This window comes from Candidatus Pantoea multigeneris, assembly GCF_011752615.1.
In the GTDB taxonomy this organism is placed as follows: Bacteria; Pseudomonadota; Gammaproteobacteria; order Enterobacterales; family Enterobacteriaceae; genus Pantoea; species Pantoea multigeneris.
Genome location: NZ_VWXF01000011.1, coordinates 24277 through 43546, shown reverse-complemented (window position 1 = coordinate 43546; position 19270 = coordinate 24277). Strand labels below are relative to the sequence as shown.

At 51.8% G+C, this 19270-nt stretch carries 18 protein-coding genes; 6 read left to right on the top strand and 12 right to left on the bottom strand.

Annotated elements, in window-relative coordinates; translation table 11 throughout:
* Window positions 1-161 precede the first annotated feature (161 nt).
* From katE to F3J40_RS20425, 3 genes are all read left to right on the top strand, one after another.
* Window positions 162-2426 (top strand): catalase HPII, encoded by a 2265-nt coding sequence (katE, locus tag F3J40_RS20435; RefSeq protein WP_167017643.1) that lies wholly within the window; start codon window positions 162-164, stop codon window positions 2424-2426.
* A gap of 462 nt (window positions 2427-2888) precedes the next feature.
* Window positions 2889-3782, top strand: a complete 894-nt coding sequence (locus F3J40_RS20430; protein ID WP_167017641.1) for an SDR family oxidoreductase — start codon at window positions 2889-2891, stop codon at window positions 3780-3782.
* A 432-nt stretch (window positions 3783-4214) separates the two neighbouring features.
* Window positions 4215-4415, top strand: a complete 201-nt coding sequence (locus tag F3J40_RS20425) for a hypothetical protein (RefSeq protein WP_167017639.1) — start codon at window positions 4215-4217, stop codon at window positions 4413-4415.
* An 8-nt stretch (window positions 4416-4423) separates the two neighbouring features.
* On the opposite strand, the gene F3J40_RS20420 is transcribed toward F3J40_RS20425, so the two are convergent.
* The 4 genes from F3J40_RS20420 to F3J40_RS20405 form a co-directional block, all read right to left on the bottom strand.
* Window positions 4424-4687 carry a biofilm development regulator YmgB/AriR family protein gene (locus F3J40_RS20420; RefSeq protein WP_167017637.1) on the bottom strand — a complete coding sequence of 88 codons (264 nt, stop codon included), beginning with the start codon at window positions 4685-4687 and terminating at the stop codon, window positions 4424-4426.
* 59 nt (window positions 4688-4746) lie between these two features.
* Window positions 4747-5043, bottom strand: a complete 297-nt coding sequence (locus F3J40_RS20415; protein WP_167017635.1) for a hypothetical protein — start codon at window positions 5041-5043, stop codon at window positions 4747-4749.
* A gap of 148 nt (window positions 5044-5191) precedes the next feature.
* Complete coding sequence (gene ycgZ / locus F3J40_RS20410) at window positions 5192-5437, bottom strand: regulatory protein YcgZ (protein ID WP_167017633.1); 246 nt, start codon at window positions 5435-5437, stop codon at window positions 5192-5194.
* A gap of 161 nt (window positions 5438-5598) precedes the next feature.
* A complete protein-coding gene (locus F3J40_RS20405; protein WP_167017631.1) occupies window positions 5599-6126 on the bottom strand; it encodes a type 1 glutamine amidotransferase domain-containing protein in 528 nt (175 codons plus the stop codon).
* A gap of 465 nt (window positions 6127-6591) precedes the next feature.
* On the opposite strand from F3J40_RS20405, the gene F3J40_RS20400 reads away from it, so the two are divergent.
* Window positions 6592-6984 carry a YgiW/YdeI family stress tolerance OB fold protein gene (locus F3J40_RS20400; RefSeq protein WP_167017630.1) on the top strand — a complete coding sequence of 131 codons (393 nt, stop codon included), beginning with the start codon at window positions 6592-6594 and terminating at the stop codon, window positions 6982-6984.
* Between the two features lie 206 nt (window positions 6985-7190).
* Here F3J40_RS20400 and F3J40_RS20395 read toward each other — a convergent pair whose 3' ends face one another.
* Window positions 7191-7379: a hypothetical protein gene (locus F3J40_RS20395; RefSeq protein WP_167017628.1), complete on the bottom strand. Its 189-nt coding sequence runs from the start codon at window positions 7377-7379 to the stop codon at window positions 7191-7193.
* A gap of 399 nt (window positions 7380-7778) precedes the next feature.
* Here F3J40_RS20395 and F3J40_RS20390 point away from each other — a divergent pair, with 399 nt between their 5' ends.
* Window positions 7779-8048 (top strand): hypothetical protein, encoded by a 270-nt coding sequence (locus tag F3J40_RS20390; protein WP_167017626.1) that lies wholly within the window; start codon window positions 7779-7781, stop codon window positions 8046-8048.
* A 210-nt stretch (window positions 8049-8258) separates the two neighbouring features.
* The gene (gene chaB / locus F3J40_RS20385; protein ID WP_167017624.1) at window positions 8259-8492 is read left to right on the top strand and encodes a putative cation transport regulator ChaB; all 234 of its coding nucleotides are present in this window, start codon (window positions 8259-8261) and stop codon (window positions 8490-8492) included.
* Window positions 8493-8737: 245 nt separating this feature from the next.
* Here chaB and F3J40_RS20380 read toward each other — a convergent pair whose 3' ends face one another.
* The 7 genes from F3J40_RS20380 to F3J40_RS20350 all read right to left on the bottom strand — a co-directional run bounded on the left by F3J40_RS20380 (window position 8738) and on the right by F3J40_RS20350 (window position 19258).
* Window positions 8738-9247 carry a hypothetical protein gene (locus tag F3J40_RS20380; protein ID WP_167017623.1) on the bottom strand — a complete coding sequence of 170 codons (510 nt, stop codon included), beginning with the start codon at window positions 9245-9247 and terminating at the stop codon, window positions 8738-8740.
* A 4-nt stretch (window positions 9248-9251) separates the two neighbouring features.
* Complete coding sequence (locus tag F3J40_RS20375) at window positions 9252-11588, bottom strand: AAA family ATPase (RefSeq protein WP_167017621.1); 2337 nt, start codon at window positions 11586-11588, stop codon at window positions 9252-9254.
* Window positions 11589-11702: 114 nt separating this feature from the next.
* Entirely contained in the window at window positions 11703-15011 is a 3309-nt protein-coding gene (gene mobF, locus F3J40_RS20370; protein WP_167017619.1) for a MobF family relaxase, read from the bottom strand.
* Window positions 15012-15019: 8 nt separating this feature from the next.
* Complete coding sequence (traD, locus tag F3J40_RS20365) at window positions 15020-17167, bottom strand: type IV conjugative transfer system coupling protein TraD (RefSeq protein ID WP_167017617.1); 2148 nt, start codon at window positions 17165-17167, stop codon at window positions 15020-15022.
* Entirely contained in the window at window positions 17157-17654 is a 498-nt protein-coding gene (locus F3J40_RS20360; protein ID WP_167017615.1) for a hypothetical protein, read from the bottom strand. The genes traD and F3J40_RS20360 overlap by 11 nt, the downstream gene beginning before the upstream one ends.
* A 106-nt stretch (window positions 17655-17760) precedes the next feature.
* Window positions 17761-18660 (bottom strand): DUF6012 family protein, encoded by a 900-nt coding sequence (locus tag F3J40_RS20355; protein ID WP_167017613.1) that lies wholly within the window; start codon window positions 18658-18660, stop codon window positions 17761-17763.
* Window positions 18661-18727: 67 nt separating this feature from the next.
* Window positions 18728-19258 carry a hypothetical protein gene (locus F3J40_RS20350; RefSeq protein WP_167017611.1) on the bottom strand — a complete coding sequence of 177 codons (531 nt, stop codon included), beginning with the start codon at window positions 19256-19258 and terminating at the stop codon, window positions 18728-18730.
* Window positions 19259-19270: the final 12 nt, after the last annotated feature.

The window sequence follows — 19270 nt, the reverse complement described above, 5'->3', positions numbered from 1 at the left end:
TTATTTTCATGACAAGCGACCATACGCTTCGGTTCATTACTGAAAGTAAAAATACCTATTTTAGCAGGCCCGCCAACTTCACATTCGCTATATATGACACATCTCATTTTTCACCCTACACTCAGGAGTGTTTTTTTCATATCAGAGAGAGGAAGATAGCAATGTCGAATCAATCAGATAAAAAAGTATTAAGCCAACGCGCCCCGGTAGCGGGCCCTGAATCTGTCAAGCCGGGACTGGGTTCACTGGCCCCGGAAGACGGCTCACATCAGCCGCCGGCTCAACCCACACCACCCGGAAAAAACCCTACCGCACCCGGCAGCCTCAAAGCCCTGAACACGCAAAATACCAAACTCCAGCAGCTCGACGCAGCACGTAAGCAGGGCTTGGACCAGCCGCTGACAACCAATCAAGGCACACGCATAGCCAACGATCAGAACTCGCTTCGGGCAGGGACTCGCGGCCCAACGTTGCTTGAAGACTTCATTATGCGAGAGAAAATCACGCATTTTGATCACGAACGCATTCCTGAACGCATTGTGCATGCGCGTGGTTCCGCCGCACACGGCTTCTTTCAACCCTATCGGTCGCTAAGCGACCTCACTAAGGCACATTTTCTTTCCAACCCGGAACAGGTGACTCCGGTCTTTGTCCGGTTCTCAACGGTTCAGGGTGGTGCGGGTTCTGCGGACACCGTGCGCGACATTCGAGGATTTGCCACTAAGTTTTATACTGAGGAAGGCGTGTTTGACCTCGTCGGCAATAACACACCGGTATTTTTCATTCAGGACGCCCATAAATTTCCGGATTTTGTCCATGCCGTAAAACCCGAACCACACAATGAAATCCCCCAGGGCCAAAGCGCACATGACACCTTCTGGGATTATGTCTCCCTCCAGCCTGAAACGCTGCATAACGTTATCTGGGCGATGTCCGATCGTGGTATTCCCCGCAGCTACCGGACGATGGAAGGATTCGGCATACACACATTTCGGCTAATCAATGCGGAGGGTAAATCCACCTTTGTTCGCTTTCACTGGAAGCCCGTGGCCGGGAAAGCATCACTGCTGTGGGATGAGTCTCAGAAGCTAACCGGCCGCGACCCCGATTTTCATCGACGCGACTTGTGGGAAGCCATCGAGGCTGGTGACTATCCGGAATATGAGCTAGGCCTTCAGCTGATCCCGGAAGAAGATGAATGTAAATTCGACTTTGATATTCTCGATGCCACTAAATTAATCCCGGAAGAACTGGTACCGGTTGAACGTGTAGGCAAAATGGTGCTGAATCGCAATCCTGATAACTTCTTTGCCGAAACCGAACAGGTCGCATTTCATCCCGGACATATCGTACCGGGCCTCGACTTCACCAACGATCCTCTGCTACAAGGCCGGCTTTTCTCCTACACCGATACGCAAATCAGCCGCCTCGGTGGGCCAAACTTCCATGAGATCCCGATTAACCGCCCTGTCTGCCCCTACCATAACTTTCAACGCCAGGGTATGCACCGGCAGGACATCGACACTAATCCAGCAAATTACGAACCTAACTCTATCAATGACAACTGGCCAAGAGAGACGCCACCCGGCCCGCAGGGGGGCGGCTTTGAGAGCTATCAGGAGCGCATTGAAGGTAGCAAGATACGCGAACGCAGCCCCTCCTTCGGTGAATACTATTCACAACCTCGCCTCTTCTGGCTGAGCCAGACTACCGTGGAACAAGATCACATCATTGCCGCTTACTCGTTTGAGTTAAGTAAAGTTTCCCGACCTTACATCCGCGAGCGAGTTGTTGATCACCTTGTGCACATTGACGTCACTCTGGGGCAGCGCGTGGCAGACAATCTGGGCATCAGGTTGACAAACGATCAGCTTAATACACCACCTGCTGCTGACGTAAATGGCCTGAAAAAAGATGACAGTCTGAGTCTTTATGCAAAGCAGGATCGTACAGTTAAAGGTCGTCAGGTCGCTTTATTGCTGAGTGATGGCGTAAGATCTGCCGATGTGCTGGCTGTAATGAAGGCGTTGAAAGCAGAAGGTATCCATACAAAGCTACTGGCTGCACATATGGGTCAGGTCCAGGCTGATGATGGCTCAGCCCTGCCCGTCGATGCCACCTTTGCTGGCTTACCTTCACTGACCTTTGATGCGGTCTTTGTGCCTGACGGAAATATTGATGCCCTGCTGCTCAGTGGCGACAGTCGATACTTCCTGCTGGAGGCATACAAACATCTTAAGGTGATCGGATTAAGCGGTGATGCCCGCCGTTTCAAGACGCAGTTTGCGCTCAGGTCTGATGAACAAGAAGCGGGAATTGCCGATGGAGACAAAGCAGACACCCCACTTCTGACGGAATTTATTGAGGGGATTAAATCCCATCGCATCTGGTCACGTAGCCATAAAGCACTTTCTATACCGGCCTGATGGTCAATCAGCCAACGTGTCCTGCATGAAAGTCAGGACCGTTGGCCACTCAGGCAGTCTTGTTGAGTGACGACCGCAGCACTTTCCCCCGATAATTTGTGCCTTCTGCAGTGACCTCATGTTGCGCCCGCTTATTGTAAGCAAGTTCCATTTCCAGTCTGCCGCTTAAATGATGAAAGATGAGTATAATTTGTCCCTTACTTTATCTATCGAGGTGTTTTCAGATAATTCTCACTGACTTTCACAATCTCATAGAAGTAATTCGCAACAAACATTTGCTGGGATTTTTAAAGGCATATAAATATCATTGTGGCATGTATAATTCGATCACATTACGTCAGGGATTTGATAATAATATTTATAGCCGCACATTGAAAACCAGCCACTCACTTTCAGAACCGATCGTGACAAATTTAAATTCTTCTGCCAGGATTAAATTAATCTACCTTACAGGAGATCAAGATGACTTCATCAACCAACAAGCCAATTTCCGCTAACCAATATCCTACCCCACCCTTTAAGCGTCAGCATCAGGCATTTCCGGGACTGGCATCCGAGATGAATCCAAAACCCGATCATGGTGAAGAAAGCTACCAAGGTAATGGCCGACTGGACGGTCGTAAGGCGCTAATTACCGGTGGGGATTCAGGGATTGGCCGAGCCGTAGCGATAGCCTATGCTCGTGAAGGTGCAGATGTCGCTATCAACTATTTGCCCGATGAAGAACAGGATGCTGCAGAGGTTGTGCGATTAATTGAAGCCGAAGGCCGCAAAGCCGTGGCGATTCCGGGTGATATTCGTTCTGAGGAATTTTGTCAGCAGTTGGTTAATCAGGCTAACGAGAAACTAGGCGGGCTGGATATTCTGGTGAATAATGCAGGCCGACAGCAATATAATAAATCCATTCGGACGCTCTCCACTGAAGATTTTGATGCAACGTTTAAGACGAATGTTTATGCGATGTTCTGGATAACAAAGGCGGCACTCGAATACTTACCCAGCGGCTCATCTATTATTAACACTTCGTCTGTTCAGGCCTATGAACCAAGTGCAATTTTACTCGACTATGCGCAGACAAAAGCGGCAATAGCGGCCTTTACTAAATCTCTCGCCAAACAACTGGGAGAACAGCAAATTCGTGTGAACGCTGTCGCACCTGGCCCCTACTGGACGGCGTTACAGGTATGTGGGGGGCAACCACCAGAGAAAATTGAGCAGTTCGGTGCCACCGCCCCGCTTTCTCGTCCTGGGCAACCCGCAGAAATTGCGCCGTTATACGTCACACTCGCGGAAACGGCCAACAGCTATACTTCCGGCCAGGTGTGGTGTTCCGATGGTGGAACCGGCACCCTCTAGCATACGAACCGGGTGCAAGGGTTTACCGTTTGGCCCTTTTGAAAGCTGAGGGTTGCAGAGCCTGGCAATAAATATTTATGCAGCGGAGGATACTCAGATGGTTAGAGTATCCTTCGCCGTTGAGAGCAAGAAGCATTAAGAAAAATCATTAGCAGAGGCCGCAAAGGTGACCTGGCATTCTGTGCTTTATATGACAGTTGCCTGTCCTGTTGCTCACCTGCCTCCTTTACATGCCTGTAAGCCTTCATAATTCTCACTCTTTATTCGATTCAGATAGCAGAGACAGTTTAAATCAATCCAGTTCCAGGAAGAGCCCCCTTACCGCTTTCTTTCTGAGGTAACAATTTCTGACCCAACATGGATATACATCAGACATATCAACTGAAGAAGAGATGTGACACACTGTAAAAACATACAGGAATCGGAGGTGCAGTGGTCCATGATGAGCGAATAACCCAGGAATTGTTTGCCCTCTTAGGCGTAACGGTTATGGAGTATATAAGGGAAGGTGAGCCATTTGAAATCCACGAACTCGCACAGGCGTTACAGAAAAGGAAGGATGAAGCACCTTGTGAAGCAATGAAAGAGCAGTGCGAACGTCTTATCCGCCTGCTCTCAGAGCTGATGCATTAACAATTCAGTTAGTCGTCAGGTGTGTAGCCAACCACTATCTCAAGCGTTTTACGCAGTACCTCTGCCTGAGCCTCATCACGGGTAGACTCAAGTGCCTTCACAAGGCTAATGATGATCGACTTATTACTTACACGACCTTCAGCTGCCAAAACATTCCGAATAATGATATCCAGTACTGCAGCTTCTTCATCGAGTGCAACATTTGCGTTACGAAAATGTTGGGCCAGCTCAAGGTCGGGTAATGCTGAGAACAGTTCTTCTGAAGTCGGCATATCTGAATCCCGTTTTATGATACAGTTTTTGATTATAATTCAGGCTGTGTATTTTGCGTTCAATGTTTGCGGCTATTAGTACTGGATAGCGCCTTCAAAAAGGTGTGATGTTCTTTATCCTCTTGTTCCCTGCTTTCGTGAGGTAACCCAACATTTGCGGATTTAGCGCTCATTCTGACCTCGTTAATAGCAAGAACAATATCCTTCCGTCTGTCAGAAGTATTAGCCAGTTTTTCCATGTTCTGTAACTGTGCTACAAGTGCACGTAGGGTTACCGGCCCAGCTTGCTGAAGCAATGCCAATGCGGCTTCCCCGATTATTTCATCAATTCTCTGCTGTTCGTAACGTCTGTTCATACCTGTCTCTGATTGCTACATTCCTGACAACACGGATAAGTCAGTATTTCATCGCGATTGATCACTGCTTTTTATCATCCACGAGTCATACATATTGATGCAGGTTCAGAAAACGTGATGCCGTACAACAGTGGAGTCAGACCTGAGCTCAGCCTTGCCGGTCAAACAAAAGCCCAATTAACTGATGATAATGATGTTCTTCCTCAACGCTGCCCGCCAGTTCCAGACGGCGAAGAAGTTTAGTACAGAGAGATTTACGGTTCAGACTGCGTCCCTCTCGTAGGATCTCGACAACAATCTGCCCCAGGGTTTCCTGCTGTGAAGGTAAAGAGGCCTGACTAAAATACTGCTGAATAGCTTCCGAAGGGTTCTGAGTGTATTCATTCTGATGCATACGTTTGCCCCAAATGATTGGCCAGCATATGACCGAGTAAGTTGTACAGAATATTTAATCCTGTACAACTATAATCAAACGTCAAAGGCATTTTTTTAGCAAAAAGTGCGGATATTTAGTATTTAAAACCGTGAAATGTTATACAGGCCATCACTCATCAGCTAGAAGGAAGTAGCATTAAGGATACGCAACGTTTCACGATTAAATGCAGGTAAATCATCAGGTGTGCGGCTGGTGACCAGCTTGTCATCATCAACCACAACCTCTTCATCATAAAAGTCTGCGCCCGCATTACGCAGGTCAATCGCAATAGCTTTTACACACGTCATCTTACGCCCACGCACGCCATTTGCGCTGATCAACAACTGTGGTCCATGGCAAATGGCAAAAACAGGTTTGCCACTGGCAACAAACTCTTTTGTGAAACGGACGAAACGGTCATCACCACGTAATGTATCAGGTGAATGGCCCCCGGGTAACAGGAGCGCATCAAATTCGGCCGTATTGACGTCATCGATATCTCTGTCGATTTCAACTTCCGCCAAACCTTGCTTACCTTTGACCTTTTTACCTGCCTGCATCTCAATGGTCACCACCTCATGGCCTGCTTTGGCATAGGCTTCAGCGGGTGAGGTAAATTCTGAGTCTTCAAAATCATCGGTAATCAAAACCGCTATTTTCTTACTCATTTCTTTCTCCTTACTGGGAACGAATACGTGGCGTTCCTGGAGTGGATGAACATTAAAGTCTGGTCAGTTTAGCTTAAAACGCAAGCCAGACGGCAGGAACTACCATCATCTGGACCACAGATAAATTAATATAAATTGCCTAAAACAAGGTTTAGTGAAGCGTGCCAGCTGTGAATATACTTGACTACTCATAAATCCTTTCAATTGCTCAAAGCCAATAAAATGGTATGTTATTCAGAATGTTGACCTGATTATGTCAGCCAGACATAGTAAGCCGAAAATGACAAGATAGATCCCATATTTGTTCCTGTTTACTATTCTCAATGTATTTGCATGCATAAATCGAATGCAATCCTAAAGAGGGGGTAAATCATCTGATTTTCAACAATTTCACCTCAACGCTTCCACCATAATCCATTTAGTGTGCCAGGATTAAGATTATCCTCAACCTTTATGGAGAACGACATGAATAAAGTAGCCTGGATTGCAATGATACTCCCTCTTAGCTTTGGGGCTTATGCCGAAACCGGTGGATTTGAAGCGGGCAAAAACCCACCAAGCCAACATAAAGGAGATGCTGGTTATAAAGGGACAGAAGATACGGCTGAAACCCCCGTGAGCCTCATTAAAGATTTTCGTCAAGGCGGATATGTCACTCTTGAAGGTTATATTGTCAAAAGAGTTAAAGGAGACACCTATCAATTTCGTGACAGCACCGGCACGGTGAATATTGATGCTCCAGAGATGGCCTTCAAAGGTAAAACTTTTAGTGCTGAAGATAAAGTCCGAGTTAGCGGAAAAGTTTTGGGTAAAGGTGAGCACACTTATCTTAAGGTTTCACGGATTGATGAGCCCTGATGTACACGAAAACTGCCTCTGCAGCTTCGGACGGCAGAGGCAGTCCTGCAAGTGCTATCATATCTGACCCAGGCGTATTAACAAGAAGAGTCCATTTCACGGAACCTCTCTGATGACCCCATCCTATTTACTCACATGACTGAAAAATCTGCATTCCTGTTTTCAAATAGCATTCAAGACATTATTTTCAAAGTAATTTTTACACATTATTGATCTTTGTACGGATCCTGCTTGTGGTCTTTGCTGTCATCACGTGTACGTGGGATCTCGCCATGCTCATTCGGATTATCCCTGGCAGGGTGATCATCCTCTTCATAAGCATTATCAGCATTCGGTAGGCCTTTACGTGCGTCACCTTCTTTCTTACGTTGTTCATTCGCATTGTGATTTTTCATAACAAACCTCGTAGCGTTACAAAGTAATTTAATCTTAATCCACTACCAAGCTTACTTTTTCAAAGTTTGGTAAATATCACACCATAACACGAAGGATACGTTATGAAAAAAGCTTATGTCAAACCTATGATTAATATAAACCGGGCATTATGAATGACATTCATCATCATGATTTTTTATTATTTCCAGCAAAATGGTGATGTAAGACATTGTTAAATAATGAGACATTCAAAAAAGGAAACGTCAAAAGAAAACTCCATCCGCCAGCATATATTACGACTCAACTCAAAGAGTCAATACACGCTGAGGGTTGATTTATAATAATTTCAATGAGATATTCCAAGCATCAACATTCAAGTTGACCATCATAAAGTAATTTATTGATTTTAAGGAGTGACCATGTTGGCTGAAGAACGTATTAAAGAACTGGAAGCAACGGTACAACGTCTAAAAATCGAAACAGAAGTGCTTCGGGAGCTGATGATCAAGCAGATTGCCCTGAACAACATCTCATTTAAAGGAAAATACGACGAAGTTGTCATTCAGATGGCTAAAGAATATGAAGAGCGGGGGTTAGACGCAGGCCAAAATCAGGCCCTGCATGACACTATTCGTCAGTATATCCGCTTTGATCCATACTCTGTCGAAGAAGATAATGCAGCGTCCTGACTTCCAGGTTCGAAGGTGTTTGACCTGATATGATTGCTCAAAACATATCGACACAATGAAGTTTTACGACTTTCATCTGGTCTAAACCAGCCTTCCTTCTTACCTGAGCCCCTGCCCTGAATGCCAGTTCGATACAGATAGTAGGGGCCATCCACTTGAAAAACACGCTACTAATACTAGGCTGGTATTACATACCAAAGGAGATTTTCTATGCCTTATGATTCAAGAAGCTCATTACCAGACAGCGTTAAACATGCTCTGCCCCCACATGGGCAGGACATATACGTTGCGGCATTTAACAGTGCGTGGGATGAGTATAAAGATAAAAAAGACAGGCGCGATGACAATTCACGCGAAGAAGTATCTCATAAGGTTGCCTGGGCTGCCGTAAAGCATCAATATGAAAAAGGTGATGACGGTAAATGGCATAAAAAGTCGTCTTAAGTAATCAACAGTTCTGATCCAGCAAATATCTAATCACCGTTGTTAACGGTAACCACCTTCCATTCTTCGTTCACAGCAGTTCTGGGGTAATCACCCACCTGAAAATTTTGTGCACAACAAGTAGTCCAGAGACATGACTGGCTTCAGCATGAAACCTTCAGGGAGGTCGCGATGCCGTCAGGATTTCTAATCCTGGCTGCGAGGGACCGGCCAACCGCAGGGCGGCAGGCCGTTTGTATGCATGCTTATTTAGCTTTTCCGGTCAGCAGTAGATTGAGCAGGCTCATATCCGGCAGCACGTTTTTAACCAGCTGCATGCAGGCCAGGAACGCGCCGACGTTGAGCAGCGGCAAAAACCACAGCCAGATGTGATTCATCGCGAGGCCCACCGAAGGAGGGAAAATTATTGTGATGGCCAGAATCAGCCCGAACATTACATTCAGCCGTGCGCCCCGTTCAAATTTTCCCTGCTTACGTGTGACCAGGTCAGGCTGAAGCAGCAGGGTGACCGGCACCATGCCGGGGCGTGACCGCACCTCCTGCAGGCGGGCCGTTTCCTGCTCACTGAGGCGGTGGCGGCTAGAAAATGCCTCGACCGCATGCTGGATCAAAAACTCCATATCCGGGTCGCTGCGTCCGCCGTGATGCTGTCGCCAGCGTCGCAGTGCGGCCCCGCTGCCGCCCAGATCCTTCAGGCACAGGCTGACGGACATGCCTGCGACAGCAATCGTTGCCATAAATAACAGTTCAGTCATCGTCTCACTCCAGAGTTTTTTGTGGTTGTCGTACAAAATCATGGTCCGGCTGCGTGGTCGGGCTGCGGACCTGATTCACGTTTTCATCCAGCGGTCGTTGTGCCGGTTCTGCCTGCCTGCCGTGATCCATATCGTAGGCGGCAAAGTAGTCAGCGGTCTGCTGCAGCGCATCCTCGTCGTCCAGCCCATAGCCCTCCCATTCGGCCTCTTCCCCGTCTGCCTGCGGATCTGCTTTCTCATCGGCGGCTTCAGGCTGATCCGGTTCTTTTTCCCGTGACGCTTCCAGCGCCTTATCCAGGGCCTCATCTTCATTCCGTGTCAGTTCTTCACCCGACGCGGTTTCTGCCCTTTCAGACGCTGCTGCTGCACCGGCCTCACCCCGTTCACTGTGGTCAGTAACCACCACCACCGGACTCCCCGGGTTCTCAGCAATCAGTTGCAGAGCTGTATCAACATCTGCGGCCTCAAGCACCTTCCCGTGCCGCTCACCGCGCTGCATAACAACCCGGTTTCCGTCATTTGCCCCTTCATAGTGGGCAGAAGAAAAATCAAGATGACCGGTGGCAGGCGTTACCGGAACGTGTAAGTTGCCCCGGTGCCGGCCGTGGCTGTTTACCACCGGCCACAGCAGCTCAGGTGATTTACCCGACACAAAACGGGCATCGGCAATGACATGCTGATCCATACGCTCTGCAATGCGCGTTTCGGACACCGGCTGGCTTTTGTCCCACAGCCCCGCTTCCCGGCCCGCCCGGATATCCTCGGCGTGCATGACCATGTCATGCACCGTCTGACGCCGGCCGCTCCTGTTTTCAACCGCTTTTATCCATTTTTCGACATTGTCTCCGTAAAGCTGCACGTGCTCTTTGGCCCTGGAGATCTGCACATACGTGCTGTCCTGAGCGGCCATGTTTTTCCTGCCACTTTCAACCCCGACCAGACCTATCATGTAGCGTACAGAAGCCCCCTGCGCGCTGTATGTCGTGACGGCGTACCCGTAATCAATATGCCTGTCGGCCATTGCCGCGTTCGGGTCGAGCGTGATGGATTTGCCTTCTGCATCGAGCTCAAGCTGTCCCTGCGCGGTAATGCCGGTCACGACCGCACTGTCGTTCGCACTGATGTTACGCTCACGATCTGTAGCCGTCAGACGCACTTTTTCGCCGATACCCATTTCCCGTTCCTTCGGTACAAAGACGGCGGCTGACTCCTTGCGCAACTCTGCAGGGCTTATCCACCGGTCGCTTGCGCCATCCAGTCCGGTGAGGTTAACCACCCCGCTTTCCGCATCGGTGTCACCAATCGTGAAGTAGCGTTCACCTAACTGCGCCGTGTTCCCTTTCTGTGCAACCCAGAAACGCTCTCGTCCGAGATCTGCATTACTGTTATTGACCCTGACCAGAACGGGAACCGTGACGCTGTCACTCACTACGCCCTGTCCACTCAGCTGGTTATGCACGGCTTCATTGACCAGCTCCCTGTCTTTGTTCAGTTCGGTCAGGATCATCGTGCCATCCCGCGCCTCGGCCGTCCTGTTCGCATAGTCCTGCGCAATCATCCCGTGAATATCGCCCCCTTCGCCGCCTAAATTCACCACGCTTTTTTCCGGTCGCCATGCGCCTTCGGCTCTCGGCACAATCTCCGGTGACAGGCTGTTGGCGATTTCCAGTGAACCCCGCACGTCCCCGGCAATAATGGCTTCTATTGCCGGTTTGAGTGCCGGTGTCTGACGAACAATTTCCGTCATCGCCGCCACTTCGGCCGCGCTCCGGTCCAGGACAAGCCCGAACGGCATGCCTGATTCCAGCGACTTGAGCTGGTCGCGGTCACCGCTAGGCACGACGCGCCCACCCCCTTCAGTAATGATCGTCAGCAGCTGCGCCTTCTGCGCATTCCCTGACATCGAGGACTCATCGATGACGAATACCTTCTTGCTGAAGTCCCGCGCCTCGCCCGCTTGCTGGTAGGTGCTTTGCTCGTTGAGAAAGCTGGCGATGGTCTGTGACGGGATACCGGCATGCTGCAGCTCGCTCACCGCCCGGTGCGTCGGGGCAAGCCCCACTATCTCCATTTCTCCGTTCAGGGCCGCAATGGCGGTCGCGACGGTACGGTACTGGGTGGTTTTACCTACGCCTGCGTGACCACTGATGGCAATGACCTGATCCCGCGACGTCAGGATGAGGTTTGCGGCCTGTCTTTGCCCGTTAGTCAGCGGGGCGCAGTCCGCTGCGCTCAGCCCCTCACTGATAAGGGGTTCAACGCGGTTCTTACCGGCGGCTATCACCCGCAGGATGGTTTTTTCATTCTCGAGATTTTCGCGACTGATGTAATGCCCGGCCATCTGCTGGCCTTTTCCCAGGAGAATAATCTCGCCTTTCTCTTCCAGCCTTTGCAGCTCGGTGCTGACACGATCAGGACTCAGGCGGGGGGCCGCGCTAATGGCCGCGCCGATAACCTACAGCCGGTCAAAGGTCACTTTTGTGCCTGTGGCTTTCTCGACGGCAATGCGGGTCACGCGCTCCGGGTAATTCATTTTTCGGGTACCCAGCTCGCGCAGCGCCTCAGCCAGGTCTTCCTTACCCGCCTGGCTTTTAACCCCCTGTGTGACGGTAATGCTCGGCCGGTTGGCTTCCAGCCGCTTGTTGATTGTTGCCTCGTCAAGCGGCGTAAAGGCCACCACGTTGCCCCCGCTGCGCCGCAGAAGGTTGAGGGTCGTATCGTCCACCTCCTTACCCGCGAGCACCGCAATCACGCTGCCGCTACCGCGCCGACTGGCCCCAAACGACTCGGTGTAACCGTAGTCGGCATACACCGGGGCGTTTTTATCGACTTTGAACGCGACGCCATCACTGTTTTTCATCACCAGCCGATCCTTAAAGAGCCAGCTTCCTTCTTTAACGCCGGTGACGGTCACGGTATCGCCACGCTTTGCGGCAGGACCGGCATCCGCCGTCATGCGAAGCTGCTCGCCTTCCCGTACCTCAATTTTCTTTTCCCGGAACAGCCGCCAGTGGCTGTCGATATCGCTGATTTTCATCCCCGTCAGCTGGCCTTTTTCATCGGTCAGCGTCAGGGTGTTATAGCGGGTATTAATCCCGGCAATACTGAACGTAGTGGCCTTGCCCTGTGCGGGATGATGTTCAAGGATCTGCCCTTCACGATACCGGCTCCGGTCATTGCGGTTACTGGCATCCAGCCAGACGGGGAGCCGGACATTGATCTCACCAAGAACCTGGCCAAGTCCCCCCTCCTCCTGCAATGCCTCACGCGTGCGGCTGGTAAGCTTGTCGCGGGTACGTTCGTTGCCTGCCTGTAACCTGACCTCATTGCCGTGAGATTTTTCCTGCGCGTAATAGCGCGCCGCAACCGTCAGCCGGTCTTCAACGGTTTCTTTCTGAACCATCGTGACCCTGACGTTTTCTGTCGCTGGCGAGGCGGTAAAGTCTTTAACGCCGGCAGTACGCAGCACCTCCGCGCCAAACCCCGTCGCTCTGCGGGCGCGGGTATCAGTCACAATCGTTGTGGCACCCTGAAGGGAGGCTTCTTTCAGCACATCATGCAGCGCGGTAGTGTTCAGTCGCTCTGATTCGCTGATGTAGACCAGCGCTCCGGCGGGGATCCCCTGCTCCCTGAGACCTTCCGGCGTCGACGTCTGTACACCCGCCGGATTGCCAAGCACCTGGCTCTGACGTTTCAGCGAAGCCGTGTCCGCCGCGACGACGACCAGTGGACGGTTGTTATGTTCTGCCAGCGCGTGAACGTTACGACTGAACTCCGCTGCAAATGCGGTCCCGCCGCGCAAATCCACCAGGCTTATCGCGGTATCGGCGAGCGCTACCTGAGCGAGTGCGCCTGTAGAGGTATCAGGGGCACTCAGCCCTCCCGGACGCGCAGCAAGGCTCTCAGCAACCTGCGACAGACGGGCTTCATCCCGGATGTGGGCTGACGACGTAAACAACGTCTGGTTTTTATCTACGGCGATAAGCAGCCCCCGCTCAACTGCCTGCTCTATCCCCGCTCTGATATTGCTGTAAATCCCGGGTTCCACGCGTGAATGATTGATAACACTCGTCATCACGTCATCCCAGGTGAAGCGGACCCCTTTGTCAGAAAGACGGTCAATTGCCTGCGTGACCGCCGACTGTATGGCAGGGGCGACAACCGTCCGGGCTTTTTCCGGTGCATGGTTTCCCGCCTCCTGAGCGGCCGGAACGGCCTGTTCCAGGTGGGGAGACGTATTTTCCTCTCCCGGCAGGGCCGGGTTTTCAGGTTCTGGCGTAACAGGCTTGCCCTCCTGAAGAGATGCCTCGTGCTGCTTTGATTCAGGAGGCGTGATTGCCGGACCGGGTTGCACAGATTCAGCCACTGCCGGTGACTGCCCGTGGGCCTCTGTGCCCGGCATGGCCGGGCTTTCAGGTTCTGGCGTAACGGGTTTTCCCTCCTGAAGAGGTGCCTTATGCTGCTTTGCTTCAGGAGGCGTGCTTGCCGGATCGGATTGCACCGGCTCCGCCACTGCCGGCGACTGCCCCTTAGCCTCTGCGCCCGGCAGTGCCGGGCTTTCAGGTGATGACGTGACGGACTTACCGGTATCAGTCGCGTGTGGCGGTACCGCTTTTTCAGGAGCATGAGCTGGCTTTTGGGGGGCGTGCTCGCGCCTCTCCTGCACAACGTCTGCAGGTTCATTTTCGCGGGGCTTAATCGTTTCCCCGGCATTATCCCGTTGCTCAGTCGCCTCTTTCTCTCTGACCTTATCGCTGTCAGGCAGCATCGTGTTGGCAGGCGATTTAGACAGGTCCCCCCCATCCCGCTGAACCGGGCTGGATGGGCTTCTTTCAGGCTGATCCCGCTGATTGTCAGCCTTCTGTTCTCCTCTGCTTTTAACTTCAGCCCGGAAGGCATCCGCATCGAACCCGGTTTCTGCGAGCGTTTCTTTCCAGTGCTCCCTGACCGACTCCATCTCAGTAAACTGCTTCGCCTGACGCGTATCGAGTGCAGCCACGCTTTTTTGCTTTGCCGTCGCCTCACCGCCCACGGCATCGAGGATCTGCTCACGGCGTGAGGAGAAGGGTTTCACCGGCACGCCCGTGATGTCCCACTCCCCACGGGAACCGGTATCCGTTGTGGGATAGCCATGTTCTTCCACGTCCTGCCGCAGAAACCCCCGGTATATCGCGCCGATGCTGACCTGCTGGTTCCAGACAATGTCGGTAAAGCTGTTCTGCCCTTTAATATCCGTAGAGAGGGTCTTCCAGCCACCCTGTGAGAGGGTGGTGTTGGCCACAACTGCATGAGAGTGCAGGTTGGGATCAAGATTCCGGCTGGTATCGTGCATAAATACGGCGGCCAGCAGATTTCCCGTCATTTCAATTTCGCTTATCCCGTCGGTCATAGTCCGGGTAGACGCAATCTTTTCGACTTCATCCAGCGTGCGCCGAACCGCGCGCTGGTGTGCCTCAATCAGAAATTTGTCCCCGGTCACCAGGGCCAGGACTGAGACGCTTTTAGGTGCTGAAAATGTCAGATCGTACCCGGGCCGGTGTTTATTGACCTCGCCCTCCATACGGCGCATATCGGTGCCGTCAGGCAGCAGCCCTTCAAGCACATTTGTGAATGCGTTCTTACCGACTGCCCCCTCCAGCCCCAGGGATTCGGCCCCGGTGCCGTACCACTCTGTCGACTGCTCGCCCAGGAAGTAATAGTTGTCTTCGGCGGTGTAATACCCTGCCGCGCCGCCTGCGCTTTTAACGGTTGAAACTGAAAGCATGGATCACCTCACCAGCGGTCGCTAAAGTCCGGTTCTGCGTTGTGTGGCCGCACGTCCATCACCTGCAGCCGGGACGGTTCTGTCACAGCGGCAGGCGGCGTCACCGTTTCCGGTACCGCAGGGGCTTCCCCCCCGCTTCCGTTAAGGTCAGGCGGTGACAGCGACTCCTGGCGTCCTTCAGGTGCGTCCTGCGCACTGGCTGTTGTGGTTGTGGCTGAAGGCGGTGAGCCTGCCGGTGGCATCGCGTCACCCGACGCGCCTGCCTGGTCAGTTGACCCCGGTTTTGCGGCTTCCGGCTTGGGTGGGTTAAACACTTTTTCTATCAGGCTGCTGAGTTCGTCGCTGGTGTGGTCGTTCTCCAGCGCCGCCTCCAGCTCGGGATCGAAGATTTTTTTAAGGTCCCGTGAAATGTGACCGGTGGCGATTTCACGAAACTCTTCACGCTTAAGCTTCATCTTCACCACTGGCCATTCGCCCGGCAGGGTGACGTAGCACTCCAGGTCATTGAGGCTCTGCACGTCTGAATAGCTCAGCAGGAACTCGTTAACCTCGTCCTTGGAGAACTGCACGCCGTCACGGACGGTGTCCATACCGTAGCTGTACTGGTCTTTGAATTTTTTAAAGCGCTGCTCACCAACTTCTTTCTGCACCCATCCGGCCACTTCACCGCTGGGGGCACGGTAGAACATGCGGGTGTTGAGCAGGTCCCAGATAGAACGCGCAGAGTACTGACCGTAAATTTCCTCCAGCTGCGGAAAGTTCTGGATAGCCACCAGCGTGCAGCCGCCAAACTTACGCGCTTCGGCACAGAACTCCGGCAGTATCGGCATCTTATGCAGCGAGGGAAGCTCGTCCAGAATAAACCAGATACGCCGTGACCGGCTCGGCTGCAGGCCAAGTACACCGGTCATCGTGATGTAGAGCCAGGCACTCAGCAGCGGCTTGATTGCCGCATGGGTCGGTCCGTCACTGGAGAGAAAAATCCAGGGATTGTCACCGGCGGCATCTTCTGTTGCCAGCCAGTCACGGATGTTAAAGGACGACATGCCACGCTCGCTCAGTCCCTGCAGATAGCGTAGTGACCGCACGTAGGTGCTCAGGATGATGCGAATGGTCATTGCCGTTTTTTCGACGCTTTGATCAACCAGGTTGGCTGCGTCCGTCCCCTTCAGGAACTCACGTAAGTCGTCCATGCTGATAGACATCAGTTTTTTTAGCAGTCCCGCGATGGTGCGATCGGGATCTTTCGCCATGCGCATGGCTGCAACGACAAACATCGAGCGGGCAGACAGCACCCAGAACGGGTCACTGCTTCCGCCGCTGTCCGGCAGCAGCGTGGTGGCAAAGTTCTCAAAATCGGTGATGGTGCGACATTCCGACCACAGGTCCCAGTTAGCACAGCGCACATCCAGCGCATTAAGCAGCTTGTCCTTATCCTGCCGGTAGAACAGCGGTATGAAGTTATTACCTTTGTCATAGATGATGACCCGGTCGCCACGCTCGCGCAGCTGCTTAAGCAGGTTATTGAGCGCCGTACTCTTACCGGACCCCACGGTGCCGTGCAGCCCGAAGTTCTGCATTTCAGAGTCTTTAACGAGATGGAGTCCGCAGATGTTCAGCGGCGATAGCAGGCCGGCTTTCTTCAGCAGACTGTTAATGACCCTGGGTCCGGTCGCCAGAATGCGACCGCCGGTGGTTTCGCTCTGACGCTGCTTGCGCCCTTTGCTGCCGAGATACCAGGTAATGACCATGATCGCCCCGACGAAGGCAGCACAACCGATCCCCCACCCGTAAAAGGCGGTGTTCTTCACCAGTTGCCCCATATTGATGAAGTACGGGTCTGTCATTACCTGTGCAGCGGTATGCCTGAACGTCACCACATCGCCGTTGGCACGCGTAAAGTGAAAGGTCCATTCGTTAGCCGGTGTCTTACCCGACAGGGATTTCAAGGGCATGACACCGTACTTAATCAGCCAGTAGGCGCAGCCGTGGCAGAACTCCTGCAAGGTGAGTTTAATCAGCATCCATGCCAGGAAAATCAGCACGGAAAACATCAGCACCCAGTAGGTCGCAATGTTCATGATCTGTATGAACATCTGGATCATGTACTTCATGACCTGACCGCCCTGCGTAAAATCGCGGGAGTTAAAGCTCATTCCCTGCCTCCTTTTTAATACATTGTCTCGTCTGTCTGACGTGTGTTACCCACCGGTTAAAGTCGGGGCTGATATCTGCAGCCACCCGGTCAATTGCGCTCAGCATGGACCGGACAGCGACGTTAAAGCGTTCGGGCTGCTGGTAGCCAAAAAATACAAACCGTGTTGCTACCCTGAAAATCGCGTCTGCCTCATCCGGGCCTACTTCGCATGCCAGTCGCGTACGTGCCCGGATGACCATCAGATCGCCTTCCATGTTCGCCAGCCGGTAGAGGTGGCCCGAATCCTGTAAAAGCGACAGGCCTTCCGGCCATGCATCACTGGTTTCAGGTCCGGTGCTGGGCTGTCTCGCTGCGTAAGAACAACGGCTGTCAGCGTGTTGTGGGGGTTGAGTGAATGATGACGCGTCCTGCGCACCGCACAGGACAGGCGCGTCCGGGTCACCGCTCATCACCTCAGTGATGCGGGAAGTCTCGGGATTAATCATGTTTTCTCTCGGGGTCAGGCATGGGCGCGAACGTGCCCGGATTGGCCTGCAGTGATGTTTCGCCTCCTCGCCCTGAGACAAGCGTCAGGGACTGCGGCGGGCAGTATCAGTGTGTCGTGATGTGGAACAGGGGCTGAGTAAACTGGTTCTCTACAAGGCGCTTCTGATCCTCAGAGAGCACCGTGAACGTCCGGGAGAATCGCTTAATGGTGGTCATCAGCTGATTGGTGTTTGTGAAGAACAGCGGACAGAGGGGTTTAATCTCGTCTATCAGTGGCCGGAAGACGTCCGAATACATGTCCGGCACCCCGATGGCCGTTAAGTCTTCTGCAATCAGACTGGCCTGCTCATCCAGGTTACATGCCTCAATCAGCCCGTTCTCAAAGGTTACCTGAAGCGTTTGCGGGTATTCCCGGACCTTACAGGGGAAAGCGTCTTCGCGGCGTGGCATACGGTAGCCAGAGAAAATGCGCTCGCCCTCTACGGTTGCGGCAGGAAAATATTCGTTTTGTTCCCGGATAATGCCGCTGCCGTCAACTTTTCGCCAGATCGCGGTTTCACGTTGCGAATTCACATCGCTGGCCGTTGCACTGAGCATCGGCTGGCAGGCTGACGGCACCCAGCTGCGCGTTCCTGCAGGGGAACGGTCGGTGAAAGCTGTTTTGTAGATGCCACGCCAGAGAGAAATGCAATCCGTCGCCGCCTCTTCCTGCCCGGTGAAACACATGTGAACCCGGTGCATGGAGACTTCTCCGTTCACCAGCCAGCGCGTGAGTACGGTGATTGCGGACACCGGTTTATCCGTTTCCAGTAAGATCCCATAAACAGCACGGGTGCCTTTTTTTCGGCAAACAACATTCAGCCTTCGGTTACGGGACGGGAAACGTACTGTTATATCCGTGTGCGCCTGAAGTTCAATCCCTAATTCAGGAATAGTGACATCAATTAATTCCACAGAGACGTTACTGTATTTAAGGAAAAAGGTAGGGGTAATATGAATTAACATAGAAACCTCAGGGTACAATTAAATGGTTTTTATATGCGGGAACTCAAGGGCTTACACCCTTGAGTTATTAATTACTTAGCTTTTCTTTAACTGCAGATATCGCACCTAACAATCCTGATATCTGATATCTTGAAATGTCGATATTGAATATAAAAAAGCAAAAAATACTAAACACGAAATTTCCAATAACTATTGCGGCGACATTTAATTCAGTAAATACACCAACAGCGCCCATGAGAATCAAGAATGCGAACCAAGACACCCCATAAGTCTTGATTTTCCTTGCAAGAATCTTACATAGCTTAAAATCCTTCAATTTTTCGGACTCAAGCATCGAAAACATATTACTATATGAGCTAACAAACGCACTTATAAAAAACCAATTCAACAGTCCGAAAGAGAACACCAACAACCAAGACCACCCGTACTTAGCAACATCCAACTCAAACAAGCAAATCACTGCGAGAATAACATAGATAAAAAAGTGATATTTTATCCATTTAAAAAATGAGAAGAATCTTGGCACAGTCTGTTCTGATGAAGCCATTAAGGCTACAATCTCTTTAGATTCATCTTCAATTTCTCTATATGTAACCATTACACCACCCTT